The sequence below is a fragment of the Citrobacter sp. Cpo142 genome (assembly GCF_030332425.1).
GTDB classification, from domain to species: Bacteria; Pseudomonadota; Gammaproteobacteria; order Enterobacterales; family Enterobacteriaceae; genus Citrobacter; species Citrobacter portucalensis.
In genome coordinates this window covers 26,999-44,807 of sequence record NZ_JAOWHW010000109.1, presented here as the reverse complement: position 1 = coordinate 44,807, position 17,809 = coordinate 26,999, and the positions used below count along the sequence as shown (strand labels likewise).

Here is a 17,809-nt window from a genome sequence, read left to right as displayed (position 1 = left end):
ACACCATTCCCTGTGCAGATAATGACCAAAAGCAATATGCATCACAAAATTGCGGTCGTCAGACGCGACGTGCAGCACAATCGTCCCTGCTCATCGAAGATTTCTATTTGCCACACCTGGTGACGAGAACCAGTATGTAACGCGCGACATACGCCCCTGACGTGCCCTTCCCGCGCAGAACGGATATGGTTGGCGTTGATCTCCAGACCCACCACTTTCTGCTCACCCTGTGTACACAGGTATCCCGCTACCGAACCAATGCTTTCCGCCAGCACCACGGATGCGCCGCCGTGCAACAACCCAAAGGGTTGTTTGGTACGATGGTCCACCGGCATCGTCGCTTCCAGCGTATCGTCGCCAATGTGCACAAAACGAATATCGAGCAACCCAACCATATTTCCTTCACCCATGGCATTGAGCGCCTCGAGTGTGACTTCACGTTTCCAGATCATCCTATAATCTCCAGCAGTGCCTGTAATGGGTGGCGAACGCCCGTACCTTCAACGCGTTTAACCTGGCTGCGACAGGAGTACCCTGTAGCCAGACAACGGTTACGCGGCAATCGTTGCATTGCCTGGTGCCATGATAACTCATAGATCCCCAATGAGTTTTGGTGATTTTTCACTTCGTGCCCGTAGGTGCCAGCCATACCACAGCACCCCACGCTGACGTTCTCCAGCTTTGCGCCAAAGCGAGCAAAAATAGTCGCCCACTGTGCAGGCGCGCCCGGCAAAGCCGTCACTTCGGTACAGTGGCCAAAGAAGTACCACGGTTCACCGCCAACAGCGACTGACTGCTGTGTTTCCACAGCTTTCGATAACCATTCGTTGGCCAGCAGCACATGGAAATCACCCCGCAGTTCTCCCAGCACCAGCTTGTATTCATCGCGATAACAAAGCACCAGCGCCGGATCAACTCCCACCATCGGAATATTCAGCTTCGCTACACGGTTAAGAAACTCGGATGTCTTTTTCGCCGTTTTGGCAAAACGGTTTAAAAAGCCTTTAATGTGCTGCGCCTTGCCATTTGGCGAAAACGGCAGCAGTACCGGCTGCATACCCAGTTTTTCTACCAGACGTATAAAATCAGCGACCACCTGCGCATCGTAATAGCTGGTGAAAGGGTCCTGCACCACCAGCACCGTACGGGCTTTTTGCTCGAGGCTGAGTAATTCGAGCTGTTCCAGCGTCATATTGGCGGAACGATGTCCCACCAGTTGGCGTTGCAGCGACGGCGCAGACAACAGCGGTAAATCAACCATTCCAATGTGCTTTTTAGCCAGATTTCGCACCAGCGGCTGATTGATGAAGAAGTTAAACGTTTTAGGCGCCCGCGCCATTAGCGGTGCATAGCTCTCAACGGTCGCCACCATATGATCGCGCAACGGGCGCAGATAACGCGTGTGGTACAGCTGCAGGAAGCGTGAGCGAAACTCCGGCACATCAATTTTAATCGGACACTGTGTGGAACAGGCTTTACACGCCAGGCACCCTGACATCGCCTCTTTTACTTCGTGCGAGAAATCGTATTCGCCCTTGCGTGCATGCCAGCTGTTGCGGGTACGGGTAATCAGCGTGCGTAAACTGGCGCGTTTCTCCGGTAGCTCTTTTTCCAGTTGCACAGGATCGATCCCGCGATCGGCCAACAGACGCAGCCATTCACGTACCAGCGTAGCTCGCCCTTTCGGAGAATGGATACGGTTAAGGCTGATTTTCATCGACGGACACATGGGGCTTTTCGCATCGAAGTTAAAGCATAACCCGTTGCCATTACACTCCATTGCCCCACGCCACTCCTGGCGTACGGCCAGCGGGATTTGACGGTCATACGTTCCGCGTTTCACCGCGTCCACTTTCATCATCGGCGCATCAACGTCTTCCGGTGGACAGATTTTGCCGGGATTGAGCCGGTTTTGCGGATCAAACACCGATTTCACTTTGCGCAGTTCACGATACAGTTCATCACCGAAAAATGCCGGACTGTATTCCGCACGGAAACCTTTCCCGTGCTCACCCCACAACAGACCGCCATATTTTGCCGTCAGCGCGACGACATCATCAGAAATGCGTTTCATCAGCACTTCCTGCTGCGGGTCGCACATATCCAACGCCGGTCTGACGTGCAGCACGCCAGCATCCACGTGGCCGAACATGCCGTAACTCAGACCATGGCTGTCGAGCAGCGCGCGAAACTCGGCAATATAGTCAGCCAGATGCTCCGGTGGAACGCAGGTATCCTCGGCAAATGGAATTGGCTTCGCTGAACCTTTTGCATTGCCCAGCAGACCGACGGCCTTTTTACGCATGGCGTAAATACGTTCGACACCCGCCAGCTCGGTACACAGCTGCCAGCCAATAACGCCCGCTTCCTGACGAGCGATTAACCCATCCAGGCGTTCGCAGAGTGCGCTGACTTGCGAATTAATCAAGGTTTCGTCGTCACCGGCAAACTCGACAATATTCAGGCCCAGCATCTCTTTATCCGCTACATCGGTAATCAGTTCGCTTACCGAGTGCCAGACGATGTCTTCACGCGCCAGATTGAGTACTTTGGAGTCGACGGTTTCTACCGACAGTGCGCGCGCTTCCACCATCACCGGCGCGTTACGCAACGCCGAATCAAACGAATCGTACTTAACGTTAACTAACTGTCTGACTTTGGGCAGTGGCGTGATATCAAGGCGGGCTTCGGTGATAAACGCCAGCGTACCTTCAGAGCCGGTAAGAATGCGGGTTAAATCAAATTCGGTCATCTCATCGTTAAAGACGTGCCGCAGATCGTAACCCGTCAGGAAGCGATTAAGTTTCGGGAATTTATCCATGATCAGCTGTCGGTTATCACGACAACGCTCATAAACGGTCTTATAGATACGGCCAATCGTGGTATTGCTTTTACCCAGCATTTCGGCAAGCTCGACCGGCATGGGCTGGGTATCCAGAATATCACCGCCCATCAGCACCGCACGGATGCCCAACACATGATCGGAAGTTTTACCGTAAACCAACGATCCTTGCCCGGACGCATCGGTGTTGATCATCCCGCCGAGCGTTGCCCGGTTACTGGTGGATAATTCGGGGGCAAAGAAATAGCCGTATGGCTTCAGAAACTGGTTGAGCTGGTCTTTTATCACCCCGGCTTCTACCCGCACCCAACCTTCTTGCGGGTTGATTTCAATAATGCGGCTCATATAGCGGGACATATCAACAATAATGCCCTGATTCAGCGCCTGACCGTTGGTCCCGGTGCCGCCGCCGCGTGGGGTAAAAATCAACGACGAGAAAAGCGGTTCTGCCGCCAGACGGGCGATTAGCGCCACATCTGCGGTTGAACGAGGGAAAACGACAGCATCAGGAAGCAGCTGATAAATACTGTTATCCGTCGACATTGTCAGACGATCGGCATAGCTCGTTGCCGTATCACCCGTGAATCCTTGCTGCTCCAGTGCCTGCAAAAAATTGAGCACCAGTTGAACGACACCTGGCGCCTGAGAAATTTGTGGAATCATTATAGTGACCCTTTCCTGCGGTCTGTGTTGTGAATTTAATCGTTTGCGTGTTGCTTTGTTTGTTGTATCACATTTTTTTCTAATACGCTCAGCAGATTTACAGGCAGAATCCGCCTGTTCAAAACCGCTGAAATTGCTCATCATTACAGGGTGTCATTTAAGTATTCACGTCGCGTCAACGTTCTGGCGCAAAGACAAAGGTGAAAAGTATTTATGGTAAATTTCCGTCAGCCCAGGGATATTGCACAAGTGCTGCTATCGGTGCTGTTTTTAGCCATCCTGATTGTGGCCTGTCTCTGGATTGTTCAGCCCTTTATCCTTGGTTTTGCCTGGGCAGGCACGATTGTCATTGCGACCTGGCCTATCCTGCTACGCTTACAAAAATTGCTCTGGGGACGCCGTTCACTTGCCGTACTGGTGATGACGCTGTTGTTAGTGCTGTTGTTCATCATCCCCATCGCGCTGCTGGTTAACAGTATCGTCGATGGCAGCGGGCCGCTAATCCATGCCGTAACCGCAGGTGATATGACGCTACCGGATCTGGCATGGTTGAACAGCATTCCACTGGTGGGTGCCAAAATGTATGGCGCATGGCACAGCTTACTGGATATGGGCGGCTCGGCCATTATGGCCAAGGTTCGTCCTTATATCGGTACCACCACCACCTGGTTCGTCGGTCAGGCCGCGCATATCGGCCGCTTTATGATGCACTGTGGTCTGATGCTGCTGTTCAGTGCCCTGTTGTACTGGCGCGGTGAACAGGTCGCATTAGGTATTCGTCACTTCGCTTGCCGTCTTGCCTCTAAACGTGGCGATGCTGCCATTCTGCTGGCCGCGCAAGCCATTCGCGCAGTCGCATTAGGCGTTGTGGTCACCGCTCTGGTGCAGGCAGTGCTCGGGGGAATTGGTCTGGCGGTAACCGGCGTGCCTTACGCCACGCTGCTGGCGGTATTGATGATCCTGTCTTGTCTGGTGCAGCTGGGGCCGTTGCCGGTGCTGATTCCGGCCATTATCTGGCTATACTGGACGGGGGATTCCACCTGGGGTACCGTGCTGTTGGTGTGGAGCGGCGTGGTCGGAACACTGGATAACGTGATTCGACCGATGCTGATTCGTATGGGTGCCGATTTGCCACTGATCCTGATTCTCTCCGGGGTCATCGGTGGACTGATTGCCTTCGGCATGATTGGTCTGTTTATCGGCCCAGTGGTACTGGCCGTTTCCTGGCGTCTGTTCTCCGCCTGGGTAAACGAAGCCCCTGCGCCAGGTACCAATCCGGATGAAATCCTCGAAGAAATTGCTGAAATCGAACGCAATAAGTAATCCAACATCAGGCGGCAGCGCCGCCTGATTGTTTAACAATACTAACCAATCCTCCCTCTTGCGGGATTAGACCTAACCTTGTCTTTCTTAAAATAATCATTTGTGTCGCAAATCCTTTACAGTTTTTAAACTATTGAGATGAATCTGATCGACGTAAAAAATCACTATGCCTACTATTAGCCCATGGCTTTAGATCAACACATTGATTTATAAGCATGGAAATCCCCTGAGTGAAACAACGAATTGCTGTGTGTAGTCTTTGCCCATCTCCCACGATGGGCTTTTTTTTATCCTTCACGCGCCACTCCACCAACCTTAACGCACCAACACATTATCTTCCCCGTCAAGGAACAAATAATATTGCACAAAATACTGTGACTCTCTTCAAGCCGAAATATCCACAGCAATGTTATTACTATTCTAACGTCTTTTATGAAGTGACCAAATAATGAACGCATTAGAGCTACAGGCGATCCGCCATATTTTTGCTATGACGGTGGAAGAAAGCGCCAGGTATATCGCGCGCGATAACAATGTTGCTGCCTGGCAGCAATGGGAAAAGGGTGAAAGAGAAATTCCAGAAGACATCATCCGCATTTGTTCAGAAATGAAAGCCAGGAGGAAGTTAAGAATTAATGCAATTATCGACAAAATAAATAACCGTATCGGTAATAACACCATGCGTTTTTTCCCCGATCTGAACGCTTTTCAGGCGGTTTATCACCAAGATGGTTTTCTCGACTGGAAAATCTATCAGTCGGCTGCTGTTGAACTCTATGCTCACGATCTCGAGCGTATGTGTTAAGAGATTGCAACGCCATACCTATTTAGCCTCTTCGCTGAGTAACACATTATGAAAAACACCTATTTCTCCACTGCGATAGGGCTGTACCTAAATTACCTGGTTCACGGCATGGGGGTCATTCTGATGAGCCTCAATATGTCTTCGCTGGAACAACAGTGGCAAACCAATGCTGCGGGCGTCTCGATTGTTATTTCCTCACTCGGTATCGGCCGCTTAAGCGTTTTATTAGTGGCAGGGATGCTTTCCGATCGCTACGGTCGCAGACCATTTATTATCCTTGGTATGACCTGCTACCTGATTTTCTTTATTGGCATCATAAATACTCACAGTATTGTTCTTGCCTATGCTTTTGGTTTTTTAGCAGGAATGGCAAACAGTTTTCTCGATGCCGGAACCTATCCCAGCCTGATGGAGGCGTTCCCCCGCTCACCCAGCACGGCCAATATTTTGATAAAAGCCTTCGTCTCCAGCGGTCAATTCCTGCTGCCAATGATTATCAGTCTGCTGGTGTGGGCCGAACTTTGGTTTGGCTGGTCCTTCCTGCTGGCTGCAGCCGTTATGATACTCAACGGCGTGTTTTTGTTTCGCTGTCGGTTTCCGCCACACCCCGGGCCTCATACCGTCATCCGGGCTCAACCTGCAGAACGGGAAACCGCACAACCTGAACATCGTTGCTCCCTGCTCGACCTTGCCAGTTACACCCTGTACGGCTACATCGCAATGGCAACATTTTACCTGGTAAGCCAGTGGCTGGCGCAATACGGACAGTTTGTCGCCGGAATGTCCTATACGTTATCTATCAAACTGTTAAGCATTTATACCTGCGGCTCTCTACTGTGTGTGCTGATCACCGCCCCGCTGGCGCGAAAAGCAGAACGCGCGACATCGATGCTGATGCTGTATACGTTTATCTCATTTGTCGCACTGCTGATGGTTTGTCTGCATCCGACACCCTACGTGGTCATTATATTTGCGTTTGTCATCGGTTTTTCTTCCGCCGGGGGCGTTGTGCAAATCGGTTTAACGCTTATGGCCGCACGCTTTCCGCATGCGAAGGGTAAAGCGACCGGGATTTACTATAGCGCGGGCAGCATTGCGACCTTCACCATTCCATTGATAACAGCAAAACTCTCAGAAACCAGTATTGCTCACATCATGTGGTTTGATACTGGCATAGCTGCTGTCGGGTTCCTGTTGGCGTTGTTTATTGGTTATCGCAGCCACATCGCGTCAAAGCATCAGCTAAAAATGATACAAGCCGTAGAATAGCGTGGATGCAATATTGTTCCCCCCTTCTGCAAAATAATTGGCATATATTTTAAAACATCAGCAAAACACCGGCTGGCAGAGTTCAATTTCACAGTGTGTTATGCAATATACCTGGTAACTTAAACGCCATGCTATGTAGGTTCTGTGGCTGCCGCCCGGTATATTAATTACAAGGTCGCCGCAATTTAAACAATATCGACGAGCACAGAACAATTTTAAAATCCGCAAGGAGTTGTGAAAATGTCTCAAAGCAAGACCTTTAATACGCCATTTCTTTTGGCGATAACCTGTATTTATTTAAGTTATTTCCTACACGGTATTAGCGTCATAACACTGGCGCAAAATATGACCGCTCTTGCAGAAAAGTTTTCCACCGACAATGCAGGAATTGCCTATTTGATTTCAGGCATTGGTCTGGGGCGACTGGTGAGCATCTTATTCTTTGGCGTGCTCTCAGATAAATTTGGTCGTCGGGCTATCATTCTGTTAGGGGCGATTCTTTATATACTGTTCTTCTTCGGTATTCCCGCCAGCCCTAATCTGATGATTGCCTTTATTCTGGCCGTTTGCGTTGGCGTGGCAAACTCGGCACTGGATACCGGTGGGTACCCGGCGTTAATGGAATGCTTCCCTAAAGCCTCTGGCTCAGCCGTTATCCTGGTAAAAGCTATGGTCTCGTTTGGGCAGATGATCTATCCCATCGTCGTCAGCACCATGCTGCTCAACCATATCTGGTACGGTTATGCGGTCATTATCCCGGGTGCGTTGTTTGTAGTCATTACCCTGATGCTGCTAAAAAGTCGTTTCCCCAGCCAGATGGTGGATGCTGGCATCGCGAAAGATCTGCCACAGATGAACAGTAAACCGTTGGTCTGGCTGGAAGGTGTGGCATCCGTCATGTTTGGTGTTGCTGCCTTTTCGACTTTTTACGTCATCGTAGTCTGGATGCCGAAATATGCGATGGCCTTTGCCGGTATGGCAGAATCCGACGCCCTGAAAACAATCTCTTACTACAGTATGGGTTCGTTGGTCTGCGTATTTATCTTTGCCGCACTGTTGAAAAAATGGGTACGGCCTATTTGGGCGAATGTATTTAACGCCGGACTGGCAACCATCACCGCAGCCGTCATCTATTTATACCCATCTCCGTTGGTATGTAACGCAGGTTCATTTCTCATTGGATTCTCTGCCGCTGGCGGTATTTTACAGCTCGGTGTTTCGGTGATGTCGGAGTTCTTTCCCAGGAGCAAAGCCAAAGTCACCAGTATTTATATGATGATGGGTGGCGTAGCTAACTTTATTATCCCATTAATCACCGGATACCTCTCTAACATTGGTCTGCAATACATTATTTTGCTGGACCTTGCATTTGCTCTGTTGGCTTTTGTCACCGCCATCATCGTCTTTATTCGTTACTACCGCGTATTTGATATCCCCAAAAATGATGTGCGGTTGGGCGAGCGTTATTTTCAATAAATTGTTTAGAAGGAGTATCAAATGGACGTAACTGCAAAATATGAACTGATTGGTTTGATGGCCTACCCTATCAGACACAGTCTGTCGCCTGAAATGCAAAATAAGGCATTAGAAAAAGCGGGATTGCCATTCACTTACATGGCGTTTGAAGTCGATAACTCAACGTTTGCTAATGCCATTGCCGGGCTGAAGGCCTTAAAGATGCGGGGTACCGGGGTCTCAATGCCCAACAAGCAGCTGGCATGTGAATATGTTGATGAATTAACACCTGCAGCCAAGCTGGTCGGCGCAATTAACACTATCGTCAATGATGATGGTTACCTGCGTGGTTACAATACCGATGGCACGGGCCATATTCGTGCAATTAAGGAAAGTGGTTTCGATATCAAAGGTAAAACCATGGTACTGTTGGGCGCAGGCGGTGCGTCGACGGCCATTGGTGCACAGGCAGCGATTGAAGGCATCAAAGAAATTAAACTCTTTAACCGCCAGGATGAATTTTTTACCAAAGCGCAGGAGTTTGCCAAACGCGTCAATGAAAACACCGACTGCGTGGTCACCGTTATCGATCTCGCCGATCGCCAGGCTTTTGCTGACGCACTTGCCAGCGCAGATATTTTGACCAACGGCACTAAAGTCGGCATGAAGCCGCTGGAAAATGAATCTCTCGTGACCGACGTTTCCCTGCTGCGTCCGGAACTGCTGGTAACCGAATGCGTCTACAACCCGCATATGACCAAATTATTGCAGCAGGCACAAAGTGCTGGTTGCAAAACAATTGATGGTTACGGCATGTTGTTGTGGCAAGGGGCTGAACAGTTCAAGCTCTGGACCGGGAAAGATTTCCCACTGGAGTATGTGAAACAGGTTATGGGTTTTGCCGCCTGACGGGCAAGCATTTGTACAATAGTTAAAGGGTAATCAATGAAAACCGTAACCGTAAGAAACCTCGTTATTGGCGAGGGTGCGCCGAAGATCATTGTCTCGCTGATGGGTAAAGACATCGCAACGGTAAAAAGCGAAGCGCTGGCCTATCGCGAAGCGGATTTCGACATTCTGGAATGGCGCGTAGACCATTTCACCGATGTCTCTTCCATTGAGGCGGTGTTGGAAGCTGCGCGCACCATCCGCGATGTGATGGCTGACAAACCACTGCTTTTCACCTTCCGTAGCGCCAAAGAAGGCGGTGAACAGGCTCTGTCTGTTGAGCACTATATTGCACTTAACCGCGCGGCAGTAGACAGCGGTCTGGTGGATATGATCGATCTGGAACTGTTTACCGGAGACGAACTGGTCAAAGCGACCGTCGAGCATGCGCACGCGAAAAATGTCTTTGTGATTATGTCCAATCACGATTTTCATAAGACACCAGCCGCGGAAGAGATTGTTCAGCGCTTGCGTAAAATGCAGGAACTGGGCGCAGATATCCCGAAAATTGCCTTGATGCCGCAAAATAAAGCGGATGTTCTGACGCTGCTTAGTGCCACGCTGGAAATGCAAGAACGCTATGCCGATCGCCCGATAATCACCATGTCGATGGCTAAAACAGGGGTGATTTCACGTCTGTCTGGTGAGGTTTTCGGTTCAGCGGCAACCTTTGGGGCAGTAAAAAAAGCCTCCGCACCAGGACAAATTTCGGTCACCGACCTGCGTACTGTATTGACAATATTGCATCAGGCTTAATTACAGATATATCCATATAAATATCAGTATTGCCCTACCCCAGATATTCGTCTAACCACGGATATCTGGCCGGTAATTAAGCGTTATTATATAACTCACAATATTATTGTCGAATATAGCGACAGGTAGACGCACGCATATAATCTGGAGTTCACATGAAATTTTCAAGGCCAAATCGTATAGATGGTCGGGTACCCGTATTATCCGCTGCAGATGCAGTCAATTATATTCCTGATGAAGCAACTCTTTGTGTATTAGGTGCAGGCGGGGGTATTCTCGAAGCAACAACATTAATTAATGCACTGGCTGAAAAATATAAAAACTCTCAGTCACCACGAAATTTAGCGTTGATTAGTCCTACAGGTCTGGGTGACCGTGCCGACCGGGGAATTAGCCCGCTGGCACAGGAAGGCTTAGTCAAATGGGCATTATGCGGACACTGGGGACAATCACCACGAATCTCCGACCTGGCGGAACAAAATAAAATTGCTGCCTATAACTATCCTCAGGGTGTATTAACCCAAACCCTGCGTGCATCGGCGGCTCACCAGCCAGGTATCCTCAGTGATATCGGCATCGGTACATTTGTTGATCCTCGCCAACAGGGCGGTAAGCTGAATGAAGTGACCACCGAAGATCTGATCAAATTGGTGGAAATTGATAACAAAGAGTACCTGTATTACAAAGCCATTGCGCCAAACATCGCCTTTATTCGCGCCACCACCTGTGACAGTGAAGGTTACGCCACCTTTGAAGATGAAGTTATGTATCTCGATGCGCTGGTGATTGCCCAGGCCGTACACAATAACGGCGGCATTGTTATGATGCAGGTGCAAAAAATGGTGAAGAAAGCCACGTTGCATCCGAAGTCGGTACGTATTCCAGGCTATCTGGTCGATATTGTGGTCATCGACCCCGACCAAACGCAACTGTACGGTGGCGCGCCGGTTAACCGCTTTATCTCTGGCGATTTTGTTCTTGATGACAGTCAGCAAACTTCCCTGCCGCTCAATCAGCGTAAACTGGTGGCCCGACGCGCCCTGTTTGAAATGCGCAAAGGTGCGGTCGGCAACGTTGGTGTAGGCATTGCGGATGGCATTGGTCTCGTCGCGCGCGAAGAAGGCTGTGCTGACGATTTTATTCTGACAGTCGAAACGGGTCCGATTGGCGGCATCACCTCTCAAGGTATTGCTTTCGGTGCCAACGTCAACACCCGCGCCATTCTGGATATGACCTCCCAGTTTGACTTCTATCACGGTGGCGGGCTGGATGTGTGCTATTTAAGTTTTGCCGAAGTGGATCGCCACGGCAACGTCGGCGTACATAAATTCAATGGCAAAATCATGGGTACTGGCGGTTTTATCGATATTAGCGCCACCTCCAAAAAAATTATTTTCTGCGGCACGTTAACTGCCGGAAGTCTGAAAACGGAAGTTGCCGATGGCAAGTTAAATATTGTGCAGGAAGGTCGGGTGAAAAAATTCGTCAACGAATTACCTGAAGTAACTTTCAGCGGAAAAATTGCTCTCGAACGTGGACTTGATGTGCGTTACATCACTGAACGCGCTGTATTTACGTTAAAAGCAGATGGTCTTCATTTAATCGAAATTGCACCGGGAGTCTCTTTACAGGAAGACATCCTGGACAAGATGGATTTCACGCCAATTATTTCGCCAAATCTGAAGTTGATGGACGAAAGATTATTTATCGATGCCTCGATGGGTTTTGTATTACCCGACGCCGCCAATTAAAAGGAGTACCATGATGGACTTTTCTTTAACTGAAGAACAAGAACTGCTACTTGCCAGTATTCGAGAACTGATTACCAGCAATTTCCCGGAAGAATATTTCCGTACCTGTGATCAGACGGCGACCTACCCGAAAGAGTTTATGCGTGCCCTGGCGGACAACGGTATTTCGATGCTGGGCGTTCCGGAAGAGTTTGGTGGCATCCCGGCGGATTACGTCACACAGATGCTGGCGCTGATGGAAGTTTCAAAATGCGGCGCACCCGCTTTTTTGATCACTAACGGTCAGTGCATTCACAGTATGCGTCGTTTTGGATCCGCCGAACAGCTGCGTAAGACCGCAGAAAGCACCATGGAAACTGGCGATCCAGCGTATGCGCTGGCATTAACCGAACCGGGAGCGGGTTCCGACAACAACAGCGCGACCACCAGTTACACTCGCAAAAACGGTAAGGTCTATCTCAACGGGCAGAAAACCTTTATCACCGGCGCGAAAGAGTATCCATATATGCTGGTACTGGCCCGCGATCCAGAACCAAAAGATCCGAAAAAAGCCTTTACGCTGTGGTGGGTCGATTCGAAGAAACCCGGCATTAAGGTTAATCCGCTGCACAAAATCGGTTGGCATATGCTCAGCACATGCGAAGTCTATCTTGATGACGTTGAAGTGGATGAAAGTGATATGGTCGGAGAGGAAGGCATGGGTTTCCTCAACGTCATGTACAACTTCGAGATGGAACGTTTGATCAACGCTGCGCGCAGTACCGGTTTTGCTGAATGCGCCTTCGAAGATGCCGCCCGTTACGCCAACCAGCGCATCGCATTCGGTAAGCCAATTGGTCACAATCAGATGATCCAGGAAAAACTGGCGCTGATGGCGATTAAAATCGATAACATGCGCAATATGGTGTTAAAAGTCGCCTGGCAGGCCGATCAGGAACAGTCTCTGCGCACCAGTGCAGCGCTGGCAAAACTGTATTGTGCACGTACTGCAATGGAAGTGATTGATGACGCCATTCAGATTATGGGTGGGCTGGGTTACACCGACGAAGCACGCGTTTCCCGCTTCTGGCGTGATGTCCGCTGTGAACGCATTGGCGGTGGTACAGATGAAATCATGATTTACGTCGCGGGTCGCCAAATCCTGAAAGATTATCAGAATAAGTAAGCAGTAATGCTTGCCGGATAGCGCAAATGCGTTATCCGGCACGTGCCAGGTGAATCATATTTCTGGCATCAGACATTCCTGTTCTACAAGGTTATTTTTAAACTGCTTACGATAATCGCTGGGGGTACAACCCACATGCCGCTGAAAGAGTTTGGCAAAGTGATCGACATTTTCATACCCTACCCGCCAGGAAATTTCTGCCAACGAGGACTCCGTATTCGTCAGGGCAAATTTTGCCTCTGTCATTCGCCGCTGAATCACATAATTAATCGGCGAAATACGATATTCCTTAGTAAACTCGTGACAGATATAACTCACGCTGGCACGAAATTTCTTAGACAACTGTTCCAGCGTAATTTTCTCTCGGAAATTGTTATTTAAATAAACCAACACATCTTTAATTAAGATATCTTTTTTAATATATCCCTGCTCAGAACGATAAGCATTTTTAAAGTTTTCGTAATATAAAACTGTTAATGCATAAGCGAAGGCGTCATAAGCGGAAGACGTCAGGTTATTCTTGCTCTGCGGGATCATAACACTCAGTTCATTAAAGATACTTTTAATAACCTCTTTGCCCTGGCTGACGCTAATAACCGGACACGAGTGCATCTGCAAGAGTTGGTTCTCCTGCCAGTCGTTGAAACGAAAGCCGTAGAGCGCACAGGTGTAAGTGGTTGCAGGTGCGCTGCTATCGGAAGCAACCGCATGTAACCGCCCTTGTTCTATCACCACGATGTCACCCGCATGCGCGACATACAGCGAAGAGTCGATAATTAGTCTTGCGACACCCTTTTTTACATAGATAAGCTCTGTTTCATTGTCATGAACATGATGGCCCGACTCCCAGTTAGGATCATCACTGATGACGAATCGCGAAAATCTCGGGGTTTTCCCCTGTTCAAAAAGGGTCTCCATGGCATTATCAAAACAGCGTTGATACATGACAACCTCCACCGAAAGGCAGTTATTTTGCGGATAATTAATATCGAAAAGTAAAAACGATGATGACGTTATACAACGTTATTCTGTCCAGGCGAAACAAAATTATTTGCGTCGTCTGCAAGATGACACCTCCAACTCCAGCACGCTGCTCGTGCAAATTGTTTTTATTTTAAAATAATAGGAAAGTATAAATGTTATTAAGTCAGCAATAATAATTTACACACCAGAAACAAAGTGCGTGCAGAATCGCATAAAAATATGATCCATTTCTCAAAAAAGCGCCTCGATTTTATTTCCATGTTTATCACTTTAACACCCGACGTCTTCTTTACGTTCATAAACTCAGCATTCCTAAAGTCCTTTTTTTTGCAAGATTGTTGGGAATGAAAACAGATTGCCCCGTCGAAAACAGTCTCCCTCTGCCGCACACTATTTTCAGTCAATTTTCCCTACTGTTGATGATGGCACTCCCCGTCATCATCCACACGAGAATCACTGGAGATGCCATGAAACTAATAACCTGCTTTAAGTTGGTGCCTGAAGAACAGGACATTGTTGTTACCCCACAACGTTCGCTTAACTTTGACCGGGCCGATGCCAAAATCAGTCAGTTTGATTTGAATGCAATAGAGGCCGCGACGCAACTTAGCGCGGAAGGTGATGAAATTGTCGCCTTAACGGTTGGCGGCTCGCTACTGCAAAACTCCAAAGTGCGTAAAGACGTACTGTCCCGCGGGCCGGACAGTTTGTTTATGGTGCAGGATCCCCAACTGGAGCATTCATTACCGCGAGACACGGCTCAGGCGCTGGCCTGCGCGGCCAAAAACATTGAATTCGACCTGATGCTGTTCGGCGAAGGGTCTGGAGACATCTACGCCCAGCAGGTTGGCTTACTGGTTGGCGAACTCTTACAACTTCCGGTGATTAACGCCGTCAGCAACATCCAACGTAACGGCGATCGCATTGTGGTTGAACGTACGCTGGAAGACGAAGTTGAAGTGATTGAACTGTCGCTCCCCGCCGTGCTGTGCGTAACCTCGGATATCAACACGCCGCGTATTCCCTCGATGAAAGCCATTCTGGGCGCAGGTAAAAAACCGGTCACACCGTGGCAAGCCAGCGATATTGGCTGGACACCTGCCTCACCGTTAGCAGAACTGGTGAGCCTCACCGTTCCGCCACAAACAGAACGTAAGCACATCATTCTGGAAAATGACTCAGCAGAAGCCATCGCCGAGCTGGCTGAACATCTGAAAAAAGCCCTGAACTAAGCCCAACGGAGAGAAATTATCATGAGTAAATTAGCTAACGTATGGGTGTTCAGCGATAACGTAGAACGCTATGCAGAATTGATGTCCGGCGCACGCCTGTGGGGTGAACAGGTATACCTTATTGTACAAGGCAACGAACAGGCCAATCAGGTTAAACCTCTGGGTGCCGATGAGATTGTCGTGCTTGAAACAACGTCTGGTTTACAGCGTGTTGAAAATTTTGCCGAGACCATCGCCGCCCTGATACAAGAACATACCGGGCTATTGCTGATGCCAGCTACTAAACGCGCTAAATCCCTTGGTGCACGGTTAAGTATTCAACTCAATGCAGCGATGGTAAATGACGCCACGTCGGTAACGCTTGATGATGGCTCACTGTTCGCAGAACACCGTATGTACGGTGGCCTGGCATTCGGCAAAGAAAAAATCAAAACAACTCAGGCAATTATCACCCTTGCTCCTGGCGTACTTGAACCGGTAGAGGCTAATGCTTCACATACCTGCCCTGTTGTCTCTGCACCTTACATCGCACCACACCATGAAATTATGTGCCAGGAACGTCGCGCCAAATCCGTGAGCAGTGTGGATCTCAGCAAAGCCAAACGTGTGGTGGGTGTGGGCCGCGGCCTGGTTGCGCAAAACGATCTGGAGATGGTGCACCAGTTGGCATCTGTACTGGGTGCAGAAGTGGGTTGTTCACGACCGATTGCCGAAGGCGAAAACTGGATGGAACGCGAACGCTACATCGGCGTTTCTGGCGTGTTACTGAAATCGGACCTTTACCTCACCCTCGGCATTTCAGGACAAATTCAGCATATGGTCGGCGGTAACGGCGCGAAAGTCATTGTCGCCATCAACAAAGATAAGAAAGCCCCTATTTTCAATTACGCCGATTACGGACTGGTCGGCGACATCTACAAAGTCGTTCCGGCTCTTATCGAGCATCTCAGCCGCTAACCCCACTTTTAACGCACATATCCCGCTGCCCTCGCAGCGGGAAGGGAGCATAAAGCATGTCAGATGAAAAATTTGATGCCATTGTGGTCGGTGCTGGCGTGGCGGGTACGGTTGCAGGCTACGTGATGGCTCAGGCCGGACTGGACGTGCTGGTCATCGAGCGCGGAAACAGTGCAGGTAGTAAAAATATGACCGGCGGAAGACTCTATGCACATAGTCTTGAGCGCATCATGCCGGGGTTCGCGCAGGAAGCGCCGCTCGAGCGTAAAGTCACCCGCGAAAAAATCTCCTTTCTGACCGAAGAAAGCGCCGTCACTCTCGATTTCCATCGTGAAAAAGCTGACGCACCAACGCAGGATTCGTATACCGTTTTGCGCAACAGACTTGACCCATGGCTAATGGAAAAAGCGGAACAAGCTGGCGTGCAGTTCATCCCCGGCGTGCGCGTCGATGCCCTGATCCGCGAAGGAAATAAGGTTACCGGAGTTCAGGCCGGTGACGATATCCTCGAAGCCAATATTGTCATCCTGGCCGATGGCGTCAACTCTATGCTGGGGCGGTCCCTGGGGATGGTTCCGCCCTCTTCTGCACATCACTATGCCGTTGGCGTAAAAGAGCTGATCGGCTTACCTCCAGCGGTCATTGCAGATCGCTTCAACCTTTCAGGTAATGAAGGCGCGGCCTGGCTGTTTGCAGGCTCACCGTCTGATGGGTTGATGGGAGGCGGATTTTTGTATACCAACCAGGACTCCATCTCTCTGGGTCTGGTGTGCGGTCTGGGGGATATTGCTCATGCCACAAAAAGTATTCCACAAATGCTGGAAGACTTTAAGCAACATCCAACTATTCGGCCATTGATTGCCGGTGGTGAACTACTGGAATATTCCGCGCATATGGTTCCGGAAGGCGGTCTGGCAATGGTTCCAAAGCTGGTCGATGACGGTGTGATGATCGTGGGCGATGCCGCCGGTTTCTGTTTGAACCTGGGTTTCACGGTGCGAGGTATGGATTTGGCCATCGCTTCCGCAGAAGCCGCTGCCCAAACAGCCATTGCAGCAAAAGAACGCCAGGATTTCTCTGCCAGCAGCCTGATGGACTACAAACGCGCGCTCGAACAAGGCTGTGTGATGCGTGATTTACAGCATTTTCGCAAGATCCCGGCGCTAATGGAAAACCCACGTCTGTTCACCCAGTACCCACGTATGGTGGCCGATATCATGAGCGATATGTTCACCGTTGACGGACGTCCAAATCAACCGGTTCGCAAGATGATTATGTCCCACGCAAAACAAATCGGGCTGATGAACTTACTGAAAGACGGTATCAAGGGGGCAACTGCACTATGAATCAGGACAATACCGTTAACGTTGACGTCAAACTGGGCGTCAATAAATTCAATGTCGATGAAGGCCACCCGCACATTATCCTGGCCGAACATCCAGACCTTAATGAATTTTGCAAGCTGCTGAAAGCCTGCCCCGCCGGGCTGTATAAGCAGGATGAGAGTGGAAACATTCATTTTGATTCTGCTGGTTGCCTGGAGTGCGGAACGTGTCGAGTACTGTGCGGCGACACGATCCTCGACCAATGGGAATATCCGGTCGGAACATTTGGCGTTGATTTTCGCTACGGCTAATGGATTTTGCCTGTAGTACACCG

General features: G+C 49.6%; 15 protein-coding genes and 1 other RNA gene. 13 read left to right on the top strand and 3 right to left on the bottom strand.

Annotated features, from left to right (window positions below; translation table 11 throughout):
* Window positions 1-41: 41 nt before the first annotated feature.
* Together menI and ydiJ are read right to left on the bottom strand one after the other, a co-directional pair.
* A complete protein-coding gene (menI, locus tag OGY18_RS06900; RefSeq protein ID WP_003030541.1) occupies window positions 42-452 on the bottom strand; it encodes a 1,4-dihydroxy-2-naphthoyl-CoA hydrolase in 411 nt (136 codons plus the stop codon).
* Window positions 449-3,505, bottom strand: coding sequence for a D-2-hydroxyglutarate dehydrogenase YdiJ (gene ydiJ / locus OGY18_RS06895; RefSeq protein WP_063941510.1), 3,057 nt, complete (start codon window positions 3,503-3,505; stop codon window positions 449-451). Before ydiJ ends, menI begins: the two co-directional genes overlap by 4 nt.
* 213 nt (window positions 3,506-3,718) lie before the next feature.
* Between ydiJ and ydiK the strand changes: the two genes are divergently transcribed.
* From ydiK to OGY18_RS06850, 9 genes are all read left to right on the top strand, one after another.
* Window positions 3,719-4,828: an AI-2E family transporter YdiK gene (gene ydiK / locus OGY18_RS06890; protein WP_003832632.1), complete on the top strand. Its 1,110-nt coding sequence runs from the start codon at window positions 3,719-3,721 to the stop codon at window positions 4,826-4,828.
* A gap of 183 nt (window positions 4,829-5,011) precedes the next feature.
* An RNA gene (gene rprA / locus OGY18_RS06885) (antisense sRNA RprA) lies at window positions 5,012-5,119 on the top strand.
* A 157-nt stretch (window positions 5,120-5,276) separates the two neighbouring features.
* Window positions 5,277-5,633 carry a YdiL family protein gene (locus OGY18_RS06880; RefSeq protein WP_191219431.1) on the top strand — a complete coding sequence of 119 codons (357 nt, stop codon included), beginning with the start codon at window positions 5,277-5,279 and terminating at the stop codon, window positions 5,631-5,633.
* A gap of 48 nt (window positions 5,634-5,681) precedes the next feature.
* Window positions 5,682-6,902: an MFS transporter gene (locus tag OGY18_RS06875; RefSeq protein ID WP_191236238.1), complete on the top strand. Its 1,221-nt coding sequence runs from the start codon at window positions 5,682-5,684 to the stop codon at window positions 6,900-6,902.
* A gap of 240 nt (window positions 6,903-7,142) precedes the next feature.
* Complete coding sequence (locus tag OGY18_RS06870; RefSeq protein WP_286552358.1) at window positions 7,143-8,378, top strand: MFS transporter; 1,236 nt, start codon at window positions 7,143-7,145, stop codon at window positions 8,376-8,378.
* A 21-nt stretch (window positions 8,379-8,399) separates the two neighbouring features.
* On the top strand, window positions 8,400-9,266 hold the full coding sequence (gene ydiB, locus OGY18_RS06865) for a quinate/shikimate dehydrogenase (protein WP_126318301.1): 867 nt from the start codon (window positions 8,400-8,402) through the stop codon (window positions 9,264-9,266).
* 36 nt (window positions 9,267-9,302) lie between these two features.
* The gene (gene aroD, locus OGY18_RS06860; protein WP_126318303.1) at window positions 9,303-10,061 is read left to right on the top strand and encodes a type I 3-dehydroquinate dehydratase; all 759 of its coding nucleotides are present in this window, start codon (window positions 9,303-9,305) and stop codon (window positions 10,059-10,061) included.
* A 155-nt stretch (window positions 10,062-10,216) separates the two neighbouring features.
* A complete protein-coding gene (locus tag OGY18_RS06855; protein ID WP_126318305.1) occupies window positions 10,217-11,812 on the top strand; it encodes an acyl CoA:acetate/3-ketoacid CoA transferase in 1,596 nt (531 codons plus the stop codon).
* A 13-nt stretch (window positions 11,813-11,825) separates the two neighbouring features.
* On the top strand, window positions 11,826-12,977 hold the full coding sequence (locus OGY18_RS06850) for an acyl-CoA dehydrogenase (protein ID WP_003832619.1): 1,152 nt from the start codon (window positions 11,826-11,828) through the stop codon (window positions 12,975-12,977).
* 54 nt (window positions 12,978-13,031) lie between these two features.
* Here OGY18_RS06850 and OGY18_RS06845 read toward each other — a convergent pair whose 3' ends face one another.
* Window positions 13,032-13,922, bottom strand: coding sequence for an AraC family transcriptional regulator (locus tag OGY18_RS06845; protein ID WP_032943176.1), 891 nt, complete (start codon window positions 13,920-13,922; stop codon window positions 13,032-13,034).
* Window positions 13,923-14,428: 506 nt separating this feature from the next.
* On the opposite strand from OGY18_RS06845, the gene OGY18_RS06840 reads away from it, so the two are divergent.
* Genes OGY18_RS06840 through OGY18_RS06825 form a run of 4 tightly spaced genes read left to right on the top strand, consistent with a single transcriptional unit; the run spans window position 14,429 to window position 17,786 of the window.
* On the top strand, window positions 14,429-15,193 hold the full coding sequence (locus OGY18_RS06840) for an electron transfer flavoprotein (protein ID WP_003832614.1): 765 nt from the start codon (window positions 14,429-14,431) through the stop codon (window positions 15,191-15,193).
* Window positions 15,194-15,214: 21 nt separating this feature from the next.
* Window positions 15,215-16,150: an electron transfer flavoprotein subunit alpha gene (locus OGY18_RS06835; protein WP_286552352.1), complete on the top strand. Its 936-nt coding sequence runs from the start codon at window positions 15,215-15,217 to the stop codon at window positions 16,148-16,150.
* A gap of 56 nt (window positions 16,151-16,206) precedes the next feature.
* Complete coding sequence (locus OGY18_RS06830; protein ID WP_115454654.1) at window positions 16,207-17,496, top strand: FAD-dependent oxidoreductase; 1,290 nt, start codon at window positions 16,207-16,209, stop codon at window positions 17,494-17,496.
* Window positions 17,493-17,786, top strand: a complete 294-nt coding sequence (locus OGY18_RS06825) for a ferredoxin family protein (RefSeq protein ID WP_286552350.1) — start codon at window positions 17,493-17,495, stop codon at window positions 17,784-17,786. The genes OGY18_RS06830 and OGY18_RS06825 overlap by 4 nt, the downstream gene beginning before the upstream one ends.
* The last annotated feature ends 23 nt before the right edge of the window (window positions 17,787-17,809 follow it).

Coding starts and splice junctions, on each gene's coding strand:
- menI (WP_003030541.1), bottom strand. CDS start 452: ATGATCTGGAAACGTGAAGTCACACTCGAGGCGCTCAATGCCATGGGT.
- ydiJ (WP_063941510.1), bottom strand. CDS start 3,505: ATGATTCCACAAATTTCTCAGGCGCCAGGTGTCGTTCAACTGGTGCTC.
- ydiK (WP_003832632.1), top strand. CDS start 3,719: ATGGTAAATTTCCGTCAGCCCAGGGATATTGCACAAGTGCTGCTATCG.
- OGY18_RS06880 (WP_191219431.1), top strand. CDS start 5,277: ATGAACGCATTAGAGCTACAGGCGATCCGCCATATTTTTGCTATGACG.
- OGY18_RS06875 (WP_191236238.1), top strand. CDS start 5,682: ATGAAAAACACCTATTTCTCCACTGCGATAGGGCTGTACCTAAATTAC.
- OGY18_RS06870 (WP_286552358.1), top strand. CDS start 7,143: ATGTCTCAAAGCAAGACCTTTAATACGCCATTTCTTTTGGCGATAACC.
- ydiB (WP_126318301.1), top strand. CDS start 8,400: ATGGACGTAACTGCAAAATATGAACTGATTGGTTTGATGGCCTACCCT.
- aroD (WP_126318303.1), top strand. CDS start 9,303: ATGAAAACCGTAACCGTAAGAAACCTCGTTATTGGCGAGGGTGCGCCG.
- OGY18_RS06855 (WP_126318305.1), top strand. CDS start 10,217: ATGAAATTTTCAAGGCCAAATCGTATAGATGGTCGGGTACCCGTATTA.
- OGY18_RS06850 (WP_003832619.1), top strand. CDS start 11,826: ATGGACTTTTCTTTAACTGAAGAACAAGAACTGCTACTTGCCAGTATT.
- OGY18_RS06845 (WP_032943176.1), bottom strand. CDS start 13,922: ATGTATCAACGCTGTTTTGATAATGCCATGGAGACCCTTTTTGAACAG.
- OGY18_RS06840 (WP_003832614.1), top strand. CDS start 14,429: ATGAAACTAATAACCTGCTTTAAGTTGGTGCCTGAAGAACAGGACATT.
- OGY18_RS06835 (WP_286552352.1), top strand. CDS start 15,215: ATGAGTAAATTAGCTAACGTATGGGTGTTCAGCGATAACGTAGAACGC.
- OGY18_RS06830 (WP_115454654.1), top strand. CDS start 16,207: ATGTCAGATGAAAAATTTGATGCCATTGTGGTCGGTGCTGGCGTGGCG.
- OGY18_RS06825 (WP_286552350.1), top strand. CDS start 17,493: ATGAATCAGGACAATACCGTTAACGTTGACGTCAAACTGGGCGTCAAT.